The organism is Paenibacillus uliginis N3/975, from assembly GCF_900177425.1.
In the GTDB taxonomy this organism is placed as follows: Bacteria; Bacillota; Bacilli; order Paenibacillales; family Paenibacillaceae; genus Paenibacillus_AQ; species Paenibacillus_AQ uliginis.
Genome location: NZ_LT840184.1, coordinates 4,946,782 through 4,963,508 on the forward strand (window position 1 = coordinate 4,946,782; position 16,727 = coordinate 4,963,508).

Consider the following 16,727-nt stretch of genomic DNA (forward strand, 5'->3'; position numbering starts at 1 on the left):
TAAAACAGCACAACATCAAACAGCCTTCATCCAAAATGGATGAAGGCTGTTTTCCTTACTTCCCCAGCTTACCTCGCATATCCAGGCATCTTTCTTACCAGATTGTAAATAACCTGTGCGCTTTCCGCACGCGTTGTCAATCCCAGCGGTTTAAACATATTGCTTGAAAGTCCCTTTACCAGACCGAGATCATATGCGGATTGGACCGCTTCCTGAACCCAGATCGGTGAGGTCTTCACATCCGTGAAGTGTGTCTTCTCACCTTGGGAGCCTTGTAGGAAAGCCATGGATTGATACGCTCTTACAATCATAGCAGCCATTTCTTGGCGCTTGATGGAAGCGTCAGGAGCAAATTCTTTGCTGTTGATGCCTGTAACGATGCCGGCCTTCGCCGCAGCAGATACAGCTCCCGCATACCAGGACTCAGAAGAAACATCGGTGAAGTGGGAGTTTCCTTCTTCCTTCAGACCGAGCGCACGAACCAGCATCGCTGCAAATTCCGCACGTGTTACCTGTTTTCCAGGTAAAAATTGATATTGATTGATTCCTTTAATCAACTGCTTGGCCGCCAATTGCTGAATGACGCTGGAAGCCCAATGACCTGCTGGAACATCTGTAAAGGTCTTATTGAACTGAAGAGCAGCATATGTGCTGAAATGATGAATCTCTACTTTCAGCTTATTTTCCTGCCATGAGCCGCCGATGTATTCCAGATTACCGTCTTTTGCAATGTAATAAATACCGGTCAGCTTACGGTCAGCATTACCCGTAACAGGGAGAGTAAGTGTGATCGGTTTAACGAAGCTAGAGAGTTCGCTTGTCTTGTTATCCTTTGTCGTAATGCTCAAACCGAAGGTCAGCAGGTCACTGGCAGCAACAATCTCGGCACCTGACTTACTAGCTGCCTCTGCTATCAGGCGGAGAGCCTCCTGTCCGGTTATTGTCTTGGCACTTAGCTTGATCGTACTGCTGTCCAGCTGGTCGGCTGGGACAAGTTCGCTTAGGGAACGGAGCACATCTGCAGGAATCATAAGTGTCAGATTACCTGCGTTCACCGTCACAGATTTATCTTTCACCAGTGCTGCAGCATTACCTGGCAGCAGCAGCTCTTCAAGATTAGCCTTTGTATTGAATACCACTTCCCCTTTTGCCACCATAGCTGCAAGTTCAGCAGAACTCACTTTAATCGTACCATTATCAGGTTTCGGCTCAGGCAATGGTGGAGGCTGTACCGGTCCGCTTGAACCATCACCACTACCACTACCGCTACCAGGATTTCCTCCTGGCTCACCGCCGTTGCCTTCTCCCGGATTGCCAGAAGCTTGAACGGTCAGATCATATTTGGCACTGTATTCTCCATAGGTTGCAGAAATGACCGTCGTTCCTTCCGTTAATGCTCGTACCAACCCTTTATCATCGATCGATGCGACGTCTGGAGCGCTGCTATCATACACAATGCCTTCCAGCAGAGTGATTCGGGTACCGTCAGCATATACGGCCTCCGTCACGGTTTGATCTTGATCACCTGTCTTAAGTGGTGACTTTCCTTGCAGAGATAATGATTCCATGACGCCATCCGGAATTCTGTCTACAGTGATAGTTGTGTCGGCATGCAACTCCGGTACAGCGTTACTGGTAGCCCGTACGACTGCTGTGCCAAGCCCTTTTGCCGTAACAAGTCCATCAGCAGTAACGGTAACAACCTGTTCCGGTTCAGAACTGTACACGGACCATGTAACGCTCTTGTCTGCTGTATTATCCGGTTTAACCTTAACGGTTAAAGGCTTACTCTCTCCAACCGCAAGCTTCACATCCTGCTGCTCAATTTCGATAGATTCCGGCAGAGCGGTATTTTTGGATAAGATGAACTCATCCACAATACGTCCGCCCACGGTCTTCGTCACCATTTTCAGCTCATTGCCCGAAATTTCAACCGAAGCATACATTTGAGTCTTCTCTTCATCGGTCACTTTTTGCCAATCTCTTGCTGTCAGCGAATAGAATTTAGGTCCCGAGGAACCTGCGATAACGTAAGTTGTGCCTTCACCATCTTCGGAAACTTGTTTGCCTTTCATCAGATGTGTCCGTAAATAAATATGATCATGTCCATTCAGTACCAGATCAACCTTGTTTTCTTCCAAAACAGGCGCCCATAGATTTCTGACCTCCGCTGTATCATAAATACTGCCATAAGGACCGCGGTGGAAAATCGCGATTTTCCATTTCTTCGTCGTGTTCGCCAGATCTTGCTCCAGCCACAGCTTCTGTTCTTCGTACTGATACTCACTGTTAAGTACCATGAAATGAGCATCTTTGTAGTCAAAGGAGAAATTGGTACCCTTGAGGCTCGGCACACCGTTACCCGGTTGGTTGAAATGCGCCAGGAAATCATCGTTGCCTCTGGAGCCCATCACCTCATGATTCCCGATCGCTCCAATAAGAGTTGTATTCAAGAAAGCCTCTTGAGCTTCTTTGAACCAGAGATTCCATTCTTTTTCATTGAATCCCTTCTCCACCATGTCTCCGGCTTGAACGATAAACTCCGCATTCGGGTGCTCTTGAGTAGCCTTTTGAACTGTATTTCCCCATAGCTTAAAATCGGCCTCACTACTTCCTTGAGAATCGGCAAAATACAAAAATTTCAGTTGATCCCCTGCCGTCTCCGCCGTCTGGAATGACCCTTGTGGACCGTAATGCCCTTTGCCATCTCCAACACGGTAAACATAAGTGGTTCCAGGCTCCAAATCGTTAACGGTAGCTTTATGCACCCGAATCGTTCCAACATCCAGCGTATTAAAGAGGTAATTTTCTCCGCTGGTTTGCTTCACATTCGGCCCATCAAAATCTGTAAACTCCGACTTCTTCACAATCTCTACAACGGTCTGATCTACACTTGGGTGAGTATGCCACGCAAAACCTCTCGCACGGGTCGGATCTTCCCCCATATTTACGTTGATGTTATAAGGTGTCTCGCTCCCGGACAGCTTCGATACCGTAAATGCCACAACCGGACTATAGAAGGTTCCCTTAACAGCCTGTAGCTGGTAAGTCTTGACCGACGAAGTCAGCGTGCTGTCTTTCAGCATTCCGCTCGCATCCGTTGTACCGATAACCTGACCGTCTGCCGTAATCTGCGCTCCTTCTACAGGCGCGCCACTCTCATCCTTAACTTGAAAGACCGTTTCATATCCTTCAACATGCCCATGTTCATTCCATTCCAGCGTCAGATGCGTATGAATCTCCGCAACCTGAGGAAGTCCAAAGAATGGGTAGCTAATGTCTCCCGAGCTGACAAAGGAAACCGATCCAGATATGAATTCAAACGTATGAGTGCCCACAGCATCTTTTTTGACATCGTATTGAATTTGTCCAATCAAGTCCTTCTCTGTCAAACCAGCCGAATCGATATCATTCAACTTGAGAACCACGCGACCCGCTTCACTGTCGATGTCAGCCTGGAGCTTGGATTCATCCAATTTGTCTCCTACAATAAGCTTCAGATTTTCCAATTTTGCCGGATCGTAAGCCAATTCAATTTCGCCTTTACGGATATCTGACGGTTTGACTGCCGATAAGTCCAAAGTATAGGTACCTCCGGCGTAAATGTCCTTTGGTGTGCTGTACACTAGCTTGGCAGCGTCGGTATCCACATCAAAAGTCCATACTTTGATACTTTGATTGCCTGAAAGATCCCTTACCGACACCTTAACCTGGTGAACACCATCGGCCAAAGGTATGTCAGGTGTATAGTGAATCTGCCCTTTTGGTGGGTACAGGGTATGTTCTACCAGCTTTCCATCCAGATAGAACCGAATCTTCTCCGGATCAATCAATGTAGTGCCTGGGTGTTTCTCTGGGTCATAGCCGGCATCTTCCGCCGTAATGGAGATTTTCGGCTGATTCGTGTGAATAGTCGTTCCTTCCGCAGGAGATAAATCCTTCAACACCGGAGGGTCCATATCATCTTCGTTTGGCCCATAAAGCGCGCGGATCTGATCTACATAAATGACACCCGCATCCTTTTTGGCAGCCGATGTCTCCATGTATCGTACCGGCATGTCCATCGTCAAAGGCATAAGCCTTCCTTTAGGCACATTTGCCTCCAGGTACTTCCACCCTTCGAAGTCTACACCGACGGATTGATCCACAAAATCAAGCGAAATAATCCCTTTGCTGTCCCGCAATTGTGCACGAAGCCAGTGTTTCTTACCGTCTCCATACACCCACATGCCTATTTTTTCCGGATAACCGGGAATGACAATATTTTGTTCCGGGCTCTTCGTTTGCAGATAGGCTCCTGAAGTTCCGGTTGTACCCGTAAAATCATATTCCAGCTTGAGAGAGCTGTTTCCGAACCGCACCAGATCCTCATTAGTCTCAATACTTGCTTTGACTGATTTATACTGTGCACCAGCACTCTCATGATAAGGAGCTAAACCACTCTCGAAATCCTCCAAAACAACCGGTGGAAGTCCAATGTTCACATCAACAGAGGCTTCAACGCCTTTGTAGCTAACGATGATTTTCCCCGTCTTCTCAGACTCATTGATAGCAGTAAACGTGCCGTTCTTGTCTATCGATCCGATCTCTCCCTCCGTACGCCACTCCAGCTGGCTGTTATCGGCCTGAATAACCTGGCCGTTACGAAGGGCTGTTACTTTCAGCGTTTCCGTCTTTCCAGGAGCAAAGCTCTTCACGACATCACCAAAGCTCAGCTCTGTCAGTTCATCTACGATTTCCACAGTACCCGTTCCGCTCAAACTTCCGGACACAGCCTTTATTTCAGCTGTACCCGCAGTGGATCCGGCTGTAAAGATACCAGCTTCATCCACGGTTCCCAGAGCCGGGTCAACGCTCCATGACACCTTACCGGATAACCGAGCCGGATGCATATTGGCATCGACCGCTGCCGCTTTAAAATCGGCCTTGGAACCTGCCAGCACCCGCTCACTCTGCGGCTTCACCACCAGCTTATCCGCGGCTCCTTCCGGAGCTTGGTTCACGAGCAATATCCCATTAGCCGTCTTTCTCTCACTACCATCTGAAGGGGAGTTTAGCATTTCGCGTACCGGTTCTCCCGGCATACGGGCAACAAATGTCGCCGAGCCTCCACCATCAAGATTCAGGGCGTTTACAACACCCATGTCCTTCATCATCTGGCCGAGCTCATTCAGCGTTACTCCTTCACTGAATCCCGGCTGTCGTCCATCGATGAGAAGCATGATGACTGAGCCATCCTCTTTTGTTCCAATAGCGGTACGAGGGGCTACAGCAGTATCGCTGCTGTGCTGCACAACACCGTCATCGATTAACACGGCACTCCCGCCGATCGCCATCGTAACATCCTGCCACTCTGGCTCAAGTTCCAAGGTCACCGATACCTCATCGCCAAGTTTTAACCCAGTCAATACCTCACGGTACTTCCCGGACGCCGACAAAATCACTTTGCCGTCTGTAATCGGTGTATTGCCCCTATCCTTATGTATATCAGATACTTTCAAACTTAAGGTTTGGCCGCTCTTAACCTCTCCCGAAGTAATATCCAGTACGACTTCATCACCCAAAACATTCGTCATCGTCGAAGAGTGAAACGAAGGTGTATAGAGAACTAACGCGTCTGTCCCCCGCAGCCGATTGATAGCTGTAATATTAGTGTCCTTTCCGGCAATGATCAGACTTCGTGTCAGCTTAGGACTTGGCCCATACAGCGTCGTTCCGTCCTTTTTCATACCGAATGCATACCAATCATCCGGCGGACTGTTGAGCAGTTCGCCTTCTCCCATAAAGAGACCTAAAGGCAAACCATTCGACATATCATAAAAATCCCCGTTCACAGCAGCGATAACCCGATTCCCAACGCTATCTGCATCCGAGGCCATCTTGGAGACCTCCTGCATGCCGTAAATCTTTCCGCCAGTCTTACCGGGTTGAAGCTCAAGAGCGGAATTCTTCGGATTAAACTCCACAGAGTGAACTTTCTCCAATCCCCGTTCCAGCTGCATGTTCTGCCATGTGTATGTCGCTCCTGGTCCAATCTCCATTTCCCTCTGATCCAAAATGATTCCGGTAGTCGGAGACACTTCCTCCGCCATGACTTGCCGCGCGGGCATTAGAAGAGACAGCAGCATCACACCGCTGAGTAAAGAAGATATGATCTGTTTCTGCTTGATACCTACCATTCCATAATGACCTCCATTCTAGTGAAAAATGCTGTCCTCACGCAGGTGACTTCAACGACTAGTTGCCTTGGGACAGTATACCGATACCGTGTAAACTCCACCCCCTCACTGTGTTAAAGCTGTGTTAATTGAAAAACGATTGCCGCCGCTCCAACTATTAAAGCGTTTACATTACTTACTATAAAGAACCTCTCCTCTCTATTAAAAGCATCTTTCTTACCAGATATTTCACTAGATTGCCGGGACAATGGGCCCCATTACATGACTTTTGAACCTGATTAATTAAAAAAATGTCTAAATAGCGCGCTTTATAAGATTTTGTGCAAATTTGATTGGACTCTCCCTCATGCTCTATGATGAGAATATATGGATATTTCGTAAAGGAGGTTATTTATGAAAATTGCCATTTGCGGAGGTACGGGGTTTATCGGTCAAGGGTTATGTACGCGCTGGGTAAAAGAAGGTCATCAGATCATGATCGTCACACGGTCACAGCCGGAGAAGCAGGTACGAGATGATCAGGTCGCGTATGTGACTTGGGATGATATGAAGCAGAATCCGCAGCTATTTGAAGACATGGATGCAGTAATCAACCTGGCAGGCTCTTCGCTCAGCCAGCGTTGGAGCACGAAAGGGAAAGAGCGAATTCTTTCCTCTCGCCAGAAGACCGTAGCGGCCGTCGCCAACCTGATGCGTAAACTGGACCGTAAACCTCCTGTTGTTATACAAGCATCCGCCATGGCCATATATGGAACATCAGAGGATCAAACCTTTGACGAGAACAGCCCGTCACGCGTGATGGACTTTCCTTCGAGTGTAGTTGCTGAATGGGAAGATGCAGCAGATGATATCCAAGTGGACAGACTTGTTAAACTGCGCATTAGTGTCGTGCTGGGAAATGAGGGTGGCGCTTTTCCAAAAATGATTCTCCCTTACAAGCTTGGCTTCGGCGGTAAAATCGGTAGCGGCCATCAATGGATGTCCTGGATTCATATCATGGATATCGTGAACCTGATTGATTTCTGCATTCATCATCCGGATATAAAAGGGCCTGTTAACGCCGCATCACCACATCCCGTTACTAATAATGAGTTTGGACGAACCGTCGCCAAGGTCTATCACCGTCCACACTGGTTCCCTGTTCCAGCCTTCCTGCTCCAAAGCATGCTTGGTGAATTGTCTCTGATCCTGTTAAAAGGTCAACGCATGGTCCCTGTTAAAGCTGAAGAGCGTGGCTTCCGATTCCGATATCCACAGCTGGCCGAGGCGCTGTCAGATCTAAAGAACAACAATAATTGAAAAAGAGGGTCCCAAAAGGTCTTAGACCTATGGGATCCCCCTACGGATTGATTATTCGTCTATAACTCCGTTCAACTTGAGTATCACGATCGTCGTTCTCCAAATGACTCTTATTAAAGTGACCAGCCAGAAAATAATAAACCCGATGAACACTAGCTCAACCGCTTTCTCTACAATCCTATGTCTGAGCTTGGTGTTCTCTGCCGACGGGAGTTCATATTTTGACGGCATTTGGGTATTTCTTCTGATTTTCCTGGCCATTACATACACTCCATTCCATAAAGTATGTGTATGTAGAGTTCTCCATCACCAATGTATAATCCTTCAAAATTTTCCCTTTTAGTGAAATGTCATAAAAAATAGCTCTACTTCACTCTAGGACACAGCGATATAAATCTTCGCGACCGCATTTGAAGGATCAAATTGTACCGCATCATACAGCTCGAAGTCCCCAGTGTATGTTCTGGTTTCGATACTATTTTGAAAATACGTCCATATTTCCTGCCATGCTTCTATCACCACAGACCCTATAGGTCCCTGTTTGGTTGTAAATACCAAATAGTCTGATGCCGGAATATCAACTTTCGTGAAGTTATCCCCAGAACTAGATGCATCTCCTTCAGCGGTTTCACAGCCCAGAACGACCGTATATTCTCCGTTCACATCACTGGCGTAATCTGTATATAACCCATAAATCTTATCCGGCTTTATTGCAGGCTGCTGCATGATCCCAGTTTGAAAAAAGCTTCCCCAAAGACCTGAAATTTTCCCTTCAGGTCCCGCTTCCGCCTGGTTAGACGTTCTTGCGGCCACCCCGATCAACTGTACTGCAGACTTACTTATACGTTCTATTTTCATTTGTCATCCTCTTTTCCATCTAAGAATATGATCTCATTCTAACCTGGAAAAGTGGACATCTATCTGTCTTAGTTCAAATAACGTCCGATAATTTGTTGTGCCCGCCGCACAACTTCCTCAGCTACAAAGTCCGGACTTTCCACCTTCACCTGGTCTCCAAAGCTTAAAATCATGCCGTAAAACCAGTCGTCCGGCTTCCGAACAACCTCGACCCGAAAGGCTCCACCTGGCAGCATGGTCACCTCATCCGGATGGAATACATCGGCTATCCGCTGCCTTGCTTCACTCCTAAACGTCAGGACCAAGGATTCCTCGGGGGTATCCGACCAGGACGTATCCCACTGAAATTGCTCTATTACCGGAGCCTCAAGAGGCTCAAACCTTTCCTCCGTCAAAGCCGCATGCTGAATACGGGATAATCGAAAGACTCTGAAATCCTTCCGTAACGTGCAATAGGCGTGTACATACCAGATCGAGCTTTTCAAAATCAAAGAGACCGGCTCTATGATTCTGTTCTGACTTCTTCCACCCGAAGAGATATATTCAATAGCAGTTCTGCGTCTCTCATCAACAGCCTGTTTAAGCAACTGCATCGTCTCTTTTATTCCGTTCCGCTGGCCCCATGGGTTCATATCCATGATCAGTCTGTCTTCGCGTTTATCTTGTGCGTATCCCCGCTGTGCTTTCTGCAGGAGACTTTTCACTTTTTGCAGCAATGCATCCGTCTCTTTATCGTCCAGAGCACAGTTAATGCCTTTAACAGCCGTAACGAGCGAGCTCATCTCTTCAATCGATAACCAGTGCCTGTCGATCATGAACTGTTCCATAATCTCAAAGCCGCCCGAGATCCCCTGATGAGCAACAATAGGAATTCCCGCTTGATTTAATGTGTCCATGTCCCGGTAAATGGTTTTGCTGGAAACCTCAAACCGTTCAGATAGTTCCTTGGCGCTGACCCGGCCACGATTGAGCAGCAGTACTGTAATCGCCAGCAAGCGGTCTATTTTCATAAGTTAATCCAGCCTTTCATCCTCTACATGGTTCAATTATATCTTAATTCCAGCTAAACACTTACGGATTGTGTTAAACAAATATTAAAGTACCCTTCAGTCGGTATTTATGAATTCATGGTAAAATAGATTGAAACATAATTGAGGTCGGAAACTGCTAGGAACACAGACATCAATGCTTGTTACATAAGGGGGAAATACAAATGAATGATCGGCTTGCTTCCATGCATCGCTGCCATCCCGATTCAATCAAGGCTGAACGTATTGCCGGATTTTTGTTTAATGCTGTATTGATCGCGATATCTATTGCGTACATCATTATTGCGTCGTTAAAAGATTGGACGCTCATCCCCGGATGGATCGCGATTGGGCTGTTTATATTCACACTCGTATGGTACACATGGGTCACTCCAGTACTGTCCTACCGGACATTCGGTTTCAAAGTATCCGAGGAAGAACTTGAGCTCCGCTCCGGTTGGATATGGCTCACAGACACCATCGTACCTATGACACGCGTCCAACATGTCGAGCTGGAGAGAGGCCCGCTGCTGCGAAAATACGGATTGGCTGAAGTGAAGGTCGTAACAGCCGCTAAGACGCACGTCATCATGGCACTCGAATCGGACGAAGCGGAAAAACTGAAACAACAGATCGGAGAGCTTGCGAAAGTGGTGGAACACGATGAATGAACCGGTGGAAAAACGCCTTCACAAGCTGTACATCCTGTTCCCGCTTGCCGGCAGTATCAAGTCTTTCATCCCTCTTATTATTTTGTTTGGCATCAAAATGATAAATGGTGGGTCACTTAAGTCCACACTGGGGTACTGGATTGCAGCCGGTATCACGGCAGTTGTTCTGCTACTGATCATTTATGGTTGGCTACAATGGAGACGTTTGGTATATGTGCTGGAGGATAACAAAATCGTCATTCGGCGCGGCGTATTCTTCCGGGAGGAGCTTTCTATTTACACCGGACGTATACACTCCATGAACATGGAGCAGCCGCTGCTGCAGCGAATTCTCGGATTGACACAGGTGAAAATAGATACACCGGGTAAGACCGATGATGGCGGCAAGCTTCCTGCTATCTCCGGCGCAGAAGCAGAACGTCTTCAACGTTGGCTTAGAGAGCGTACGGCGGCCGGATCAGCTCAGGACCGAACCGAAGAGAGTCACGCGGAAGGGAATGCAAACGTTTTGCCGGATCCAGCCACATGGCAGAATAACGATGTGATTGGAACCGCAGCGAATGACGGTGCTAGTGACAGCAATTCCACGGCTGCCCTGATTACAGGAAACGAAGAGAACCCCGAGAGCACACGAAGAGAGTATGAGATCAGCAGAGACGCAAGCCCTACTAACACTGCCGGGAAAGCCGAAGAAGTCAATACAGCTGGGTCTTCTAACTCTGCAATGATTCCGGAGTCTTCGGGTGTTCCAGAGGAACGCACCGTACTTCTGCAGCTATCAGCAGGCCGTCTGTTGCTTGCAGCACTCACGTCGCTCAATTTATCGCTTGCCTTGGCCTTTGCTGCAGGTGTATTCTCCTTGGCAGACGACGTCCTTCCCAAAAATCTGTATACCAAACTATATCAGGAAGCAGGACATTTTCTTCCCGGTGGTTGGGTGGCTCTCATTGCCCTCGCCCTCGTCCTGGCCTGGCTCTTGTCCGCCGTGCTATATACGATCAAGTATGCTGGATTTACGGTGGAGCGTGTAGGAAAACAGATCGCGGTTACATGCGGCCTGCTGGAACGCAAGCAGATGTTCTTCTCTCCTCAGCGGGTACAAGCTGTATCCGTGAAGGAAGGATTGCTGCGGCAGCCTTTCGGTTATGCCGAAGTGAAGCTCCACGTTCTCACTTCGGAATCAGATAAAAACCTTATGCTTCATCCACTGATTCCGATGAAAGATATTGCGGCACTGCTGGAACGAATTGTTCCGCAGTACACTGCGGATACCGTGGATACCATCCCTCCTCGGAGAGCGCTGTGGTTGTACCTGCGTTTGGAAGTTCTTCTTACAACGGCTGTGTGCACAGGACTCATCTGGTATTTCAAGACACCGGGATTATGGTCACTCCTGTTGTTTCCGGTCTCAATCCTGTGGGCGATTCTAACACACAAGGACGCAGGCATCGCTCTTCGAGGCAAGCAGCTGACGATACGGTCTCGATTGATCACTCGTACCACACAATATATCCGCCGTCCGCAGGTCATCAGCCTGAAGGTATCAGGTACCCGCAGACAGCGCCGGAATAACCTTCGATCGTTCGAGGTAAGCCTCATCTCCAGCCAGTATGATGGCAAAACATACAGCTTGGAGCAATCTGCTGTTGAAGCGGTATGGGAATGGTTCCGACAGCCGAAAGGAAGCTCATCTGCCGTCAAAAAGGATCAAAGTGAAGGGACTCCGATAAGCTAACAGGGGTATTCTCCTTGACTCCCCCATGAACCGCTACTAGTAAATAAAAAAGGTGAACATGTCTGAATCGGGACAGTTCACCTTTTTGTTATTGAGAAAGTATTACGCGATATCACGCGCCAACGGCTGTGGCTGTTTTCTTTTCCAGATACGATAAATCAACAGCGTCAAGAAGATAAACACACCGTAAACTCCTAGCGTCATAGCTACATTACGGGGTTCTTTCATCATACTATTCCCTACGATGGCGAACAGTAGCATGGCCGGTATTTTGCCAAGTGAAGAGGCAAGCATGTACGCTGCAAATGAAACTCGGCTTAAAGCTGTTCCCCCATTCTTGATAACCATAACGAACGAACAGAAACATCAGAATAGAGGCAACCGCGGACCCAATCCATGTGATGATCCCGCCAAATACAGGCCCGTATGCCGCACCAATTACACCGCCGACAAGTGGATATGGAATGACTGGAAATAAGGCCATGCATACAGCGATAAAAGTAACGAGCGGTACATGATTGGACTCTCCAACCCATGCCAGAATATCCTTGCCATAAACATAGATGAAATAGGCGATTCCTGCATACAGCAGCATGAGCCCAAGCTTCTTATACATATCGTACTCCTCTGATGGTTCCATAAATATTTCTAACCATCCAACTATACCGAAATATCTGCCTCTGAATCAATTCCAATATGACAATTAAAGAGGGGGTGTCTCAAAAGGTCCATTGACCCGGGACGCCCCCATCTGTCTGTTTTAAGACGCCACGTGTACTTCTTTTGACTCAATCGTGGCCAACACTCAGTAAAGTTACCTCTTTGTGGACAGCCTCCTTTTGGTTTTTATTCTAATCGATTTAACGCTCTTTCTTCATAGCGTACTTCCGTTATTCGTTATTGGGCATTGAGCAAGTTCCAGATAATCACGGCTGCCTGTGCACGGTTCGCGATACCCTTTGGCGTAAAAAGGTCAGCACCCGTTCCGTTTATAATTCCCTCCTGGGTAAGCAGGGCTATGGCAGACTTCGCGTATGGAGCAATTTTCTCCTTGTCTTTGAATTTCGAGAGAGTCTCCTCTACCTTGTCAGCTGTCTTTTTGTTCTCCAGGTTCAAGGCGTTGGCACTCATGATGGCCATCTCTTCACGGGTAATCGGACGATTCGGTTCAAACTTCCCGCCGCCTACTCCCTGGGCAAGACCAGCCTTCATTGCAGCCGCTATGATGTCGTAGTACCAGTCGGATTGATTAACATCCTTCATGGACGCAGGCACGCTTCCTCCCGTCAGCTCAAAAGTACGAACCAGCATAGCCAAAAACTCGGCACGTGTGACCGGCTTGAGCGGCTTTATGGTATCATCACCAAAGCCCTTCAAAATGCCTCTTGTCGTTAATCCCTCAATCGCTTCCTTCGCCCAAGAAGCAACTTGGTCTGCATCCTTAAACACCGGCGGATTGCTTGGTTCAACTGGCGGTGTGGTCGGCGTTGTAGGTGTTACAGGTGGCGTCACCGGTTTAGTAGGCGTTACAGGCGACGTTACGGGCGGTGTAACTGGTGGTGTAACTGGTGGTGTGACCGGCGGATTAGGATCCGTAGGAGTACCGCCTTTTTTGACATGAACCGTAGCAGGTCCACTCGTATTACTCTCATTGTGAAGCCGATCAACAGCGGTAACAACATAGGTATACTTACTATTTTCGATTACCGTTGTATCAACGAATGATTGGACAGAGCCTTCCTGCTTGCGTAATGTCTTCAACATTTTTGCCGGATTCTGAATATCAATGGTTTCTTTGTCCAAGAAACGGTAAATCGCATAATAAGCTTCATCGTCCTTGGATCTCCAATTCAGCTTTACGCCTTCCTGGTCATTATGCGCTGTTAGGCCTACTGGTGCTGACGGGGCTTTGTTATCTAACCATGGCATGGTCGGAACCAAGGCTGGGTAACGGTACAAATCCTCGCGGAGGCGGTCTGTGAATCCAAGAGGGTTCTCCGCAAACCATTTCGCGCTAAAGTACATACTTCCATCAACCTGTTCAAAGTTTCGGTTGTACTTGATCTGGTTTGGCATTTCCTCCGGATCAAGCCAGCTGTCTACCGAACCAACCCGGTAAATGGCCTGACCGCTGTACAAATGGACGTTCTTGCCTGCGGTTACGCTGCTCCACCACTCAACCAATTTATCGTAGGCTGCCGGGGAGTATCCTCTGTACCAATAGATTTGGGGAGTAATATAATCGATCCATCCCTCATCGATCCACTTTTTGGAGTCTGCATAGATGGAATCATAGCTACTGAGCCCATTCGTCTCGGATCCATCCGGGGCACTAGCACTCTTGTTCTTCCAAATGCCAAATGGACTGATACCAAATTTCACATAACTTTTCTCGGCTTTAATCGCCTCGCTTACTTTCTTCACGAACTGGTTCACATTATCTCTGCGCCAATCTCCCTTGTTCGTGAATGCTCCTCCATATTTAACAAATGTATCTTCATCAGGGAAATCCACTCCCCCTGAAGGGTACGGATAGAAGTAGTCATCGAAATGAACCGCATCAATATCGTAGTTCTCCACGACTTCCATGACCCCGTCCAGGATAAACTTCTGTGCCTCCGGGATACCTGGGTTAAAGAGGAGCTTCCCGCCATAGGCTTCAACCCATTCCGGGTGCAGTCTTGCCGGATGTTCCTCGACCAATTCGTTTATATTTTCATTCATACTTACACGATAAGGATTGAACCACGCATGGAATTCCATGTTCCGTTTATGGGTTTCCTCAATTAAAAATTCCAACGGATTATAGCCCGGATCCTTACCCTGCACGCCTGTGAGCCATGCCGACCATGGGCCGTACTTTGACGGATAGAAGGCATCAGCTGTCGGCTTGATCTGCATAATTATTGCGTTCATACCTGCAGATTCCAGCTGATCGAGCAGATCAATATACTGCTGCTTTTGAGCTGCGGGATCAGCACCTTTTACAGGCCAATCGATGTTCTCCACCGTCGCTATCCACGCCGCTCTCATCTCTGCCTTCGGCATGCCCGATGGTTGGTTAACAGTGATGTATAATGAGCTTGTTTTCCCGCTGTGTGTGGCGGTTATTCTCGATGCCCCAACCTTCAACCCTGTCACCTTCCCGTTCTCGTCTACAGATGCGACTTCCGGTTTACTGCTGCTGTACAGTACACCTTCCGTCAATTCTACGGGCTCATCCATCCACGTATAAGATGCCATCGCAACGGTATCAAAGGAGTCCCCGATGTTTACAGCCGTCAAGCCGCGAAGTTCAATACTTTTCAAAACAGGCACAGGCTTCTCCACCGTGATCGGATGTTCAACGGATACCCCCTTGTAGGATACGGTAATAACCGCTGAACCTTGGGACAAGGCTGTAAGATGCCCTTCATCATTCACGCTGACAATATCAGGATGACTGCTGGTGTAGATTACTCCGTCAGCAAGCGGCAATGGGTATTCATAACCACTATAAATTGCATACGCTTTCATTTTTCCAGAAGTGCTGGTTTCCAAATGTACCGGTCCAGACAATTCTAATTTCTGTGGGACAACCTCTTCGTCAGTTACCTTTAAGTTAAACGTTACAGGAGGCGCATCGCCATATTCTGCCGTAATCGTAACATCGCCTGGTGCTAATGCATCAACGGTGTCATATGTAGCCCCTGTCACTGTGGCAATGTTTTTATCGCTGCTGCTCAGTTTTACTCCATCTGTCACCAACGCAGGTTCTATCATATTCGCATATGTCGCATAGACTACCGCTCGCTGGGATTCGCCCGTCTGCATCGGGGTCAGTCCTGTGATATCCAGGGCATATGCTGCGGAGTTGCCGTACAGAGCTGTCAGACGATCAAAGTAGAGTTCGCCCTTGTTTTTATTGGTTTCTTTCGTTTCTGCCACATAAATTTGTGAAAGTTTCAATGGAGAGGATAATTTGGTAGGGATGTTAAACGTGATGTATTTCCAACCGTTCCAGCTTAGTTTTCCTGAATCGGTGAGATCTACCGTCTCTTTACCGCCGTTCGCCCCCAGTACCACTCCCCGTAGCCAATGATTGCCACCATCTCCGTACACCCATAGCCCCATGCTTTTGGGATTTCCGGTAAGGGTTCTGCCCACACTTCCATCCGGGTCCTTAAAGTTGATGTAAGCCGCGGAAGTATCTTTTGGGAAAGCCGTAAAATCGTATGAAAGCTTTGCCGCGTTATAACCGTAATAAATCGTTTCCGGTCTGCTTACCAGACTCAGATCGGCTGTTGCCCGAACAGCTGAGACTTGCATATACGAAAGATTCTCAAACTCCTCTACGATCACTGACGAAGGACTCAATGCTGCCGGATCGCCTGACTCCAAAGCCAAGGGATCATCTTGGCTATCTGTTGGGATATCTGTTATACCATCGGTGGGGATATCTATTGGATTCTCCGTAGATGAATCCGCCGGAATATCTGCTGGAATATCTGTTGGGGTCTCGGTTGGAGGCTCGCTTGGGGCCCCTGTCGCATTGTCAGCCGGTGGATCTGCTGGGACATCTGTCGTTATTTCAGTTACAGCCTCGGCTGAAACTTCTGGAATCATGCTCCCCCATCCCGATAGGGCTGTGCTGAGCGTCATGAGGAGCGCCATCGTCCAGCATATAACCGTTCTGCTACGCCTGGATTTTCGTTTACTTAACATTCATTAATTCACTCCCTAAATAATATAATGAGTGCCGCTTCACTGCAGATCTTCTTTAGATCAGCCTAACAGAGAAGATTTCCCCACCTCCTTTTAGGTTTATGTGAATTCACGAAGCCTAATAACAAGATGCACCCTTATCATATTGAAATTTTATTTCGAATTTCAATAGTTTTTTAAAATTTTATTTTGTTTTTTTATGCAGGAATTTTAACTTTAGTAGCATATGACATGGATAAAAAGCATTTTGTAA

The 16,727-nt window shown here is 47.7% G+C and carries 9 protein-coding genes; 3 read left to right on the plus strand and 6 right to left on the minus strand.

Going from position 1 to position 16,727, the window contains the following annotated elements; genetic code table 11:
- Positions 1–68: 68 nt before the first annotated feature.
- The gene (locus tag B9N86_RS23275; protein WP_208915497.1) at positions 69–6,179 is read right to left on the minus strand and encodes a phosphodiester glycosidase family protein; all 6,111 of its coding nucleotides are present in this window, start codon (positions 6,177–6,179) and stop codon (positions 69–71) included.
- 393 nt (positions 6,180–6,572) lie between these two features.
- Here B9N86_RS23275 and B9N86_RS23280 point away from each other — a divergent pair, with 393 nt between their 5' ends.
- Complete coding sequence (locus B9N86_RS23280; protein ID WP_208915498.1) at positions 6,573–7,478, plus strand: TIGR01777 family oxidoreductase; 906 nt, start codon at positions 6,573–6,575, stop codon at positions 7,476–7,478.
- Positions 7,479–7,529: 51 nt separating this feature from the next.
- Here the strand turns inward: B9N86_RS23280 and B9N86_RS23285 are convergent, their stop codons facing one another.
- The 3 genes from B9N86_RS23285 to B9N86_RS23295 form a co-directional block, all read right to left on the minus strand.
- Positions 7,530–7,739, minus strand: a complete 210-nt coding sequence (locus tag B9N86_RS23285) for a hypothetical protein (protein WP_208915499.1) — start codon at positions 7,737–7,739, stop codon at positions 7,530–7,532.
- Between the two features lie 114 nt (positions 7,740–7,853).
- Complete coding sequence (locus tag B9N86_RS23290; protein WP_208915500.1) at positions 7,854–8,336, minus strand: GyrI-like domain-containing protein; 483 nt, start codon at positions 8,334–8,336, stop codon at positions 7,854–7,856.
- Between the two features lie 68 nt (positions 8,337–8,404).
- A complete protein-coding gene (locus B9N86_RS23295) occupies positions 8,405–9,346 on the minus strand; it encodes a helix-turn-helix transcriptional regulator (protein WP_208915501.1) in 942 nt (313 codons plus the stop codon).
- Positions 9,347–9,549: 203 nt separating this feature from the next.
- On the opposite strand from B9N86_RS23295, the gene B9N86_RS23300 reads away from it, so the two are divergent.
- Both B9N86_RS23300 and B9N86_RS23305 read left to right on the plus strand, forming a co-directional pair.
- The gene (locus B9N86_RS23300) at positions 9,550–10,035 is read left to right on the plus strand and encodes a PH domain-containing protein (protein ID WP_208915502.1); all 486 of its coding nucleotides are present in this window, start codon (positions 9,550–9,552) and stop codon (positions 10,033–10,035) included.
- Positions 10,007–11,770, plus strand: coding sequence for a PH domain-containing protein (locus tag B9N86_RS23305; RefSeq protein ID WP_244562818.1), 1,764 nt, complete (start codon positions 10,007–10,009; stop codon positions 11,768–11,770). Before B9N86_RS23300 ends, B9N86_RS23305 begins: the two co-directional genes overlap by 29 nt.
- Positions 11,771–12,002: 232 nt before the next feature.
- On the opposite strand, the gene B9N86_RS23310 is transcribed toward B9N86_RS23305, so the two are convergent.
- Together B9N86_RS23310 and B9N86_RS23315 are read right to left on the minus strand one after the other, a co-directional pair.
- Complete coding sequence (locus B9N86_RS23310) at positions 12,003–12,410, minus strand: TVP38/TMEM64 family protein (protein ID WP_342193208.1); 408 nt, start codon at positions 12,408–12,410, stop codon at positions 12,003–12,005.
- A 257-nt stretch (positions 12,411–12,667) separates the two neighbouring features.
- On the minus strand, positions 12,668–16,474 hold the full coding sequence (locus tag B9N86_RS23315) for a family 10 glycosylhydrolase (protein WP_244562819.1): 3,807 nt from the start codon (positions 16,472–16,474) through the stop codon (positions 12,668–12,670).
- Positions 16,475–16,727 lie beyond the last annotated feature (253 nt).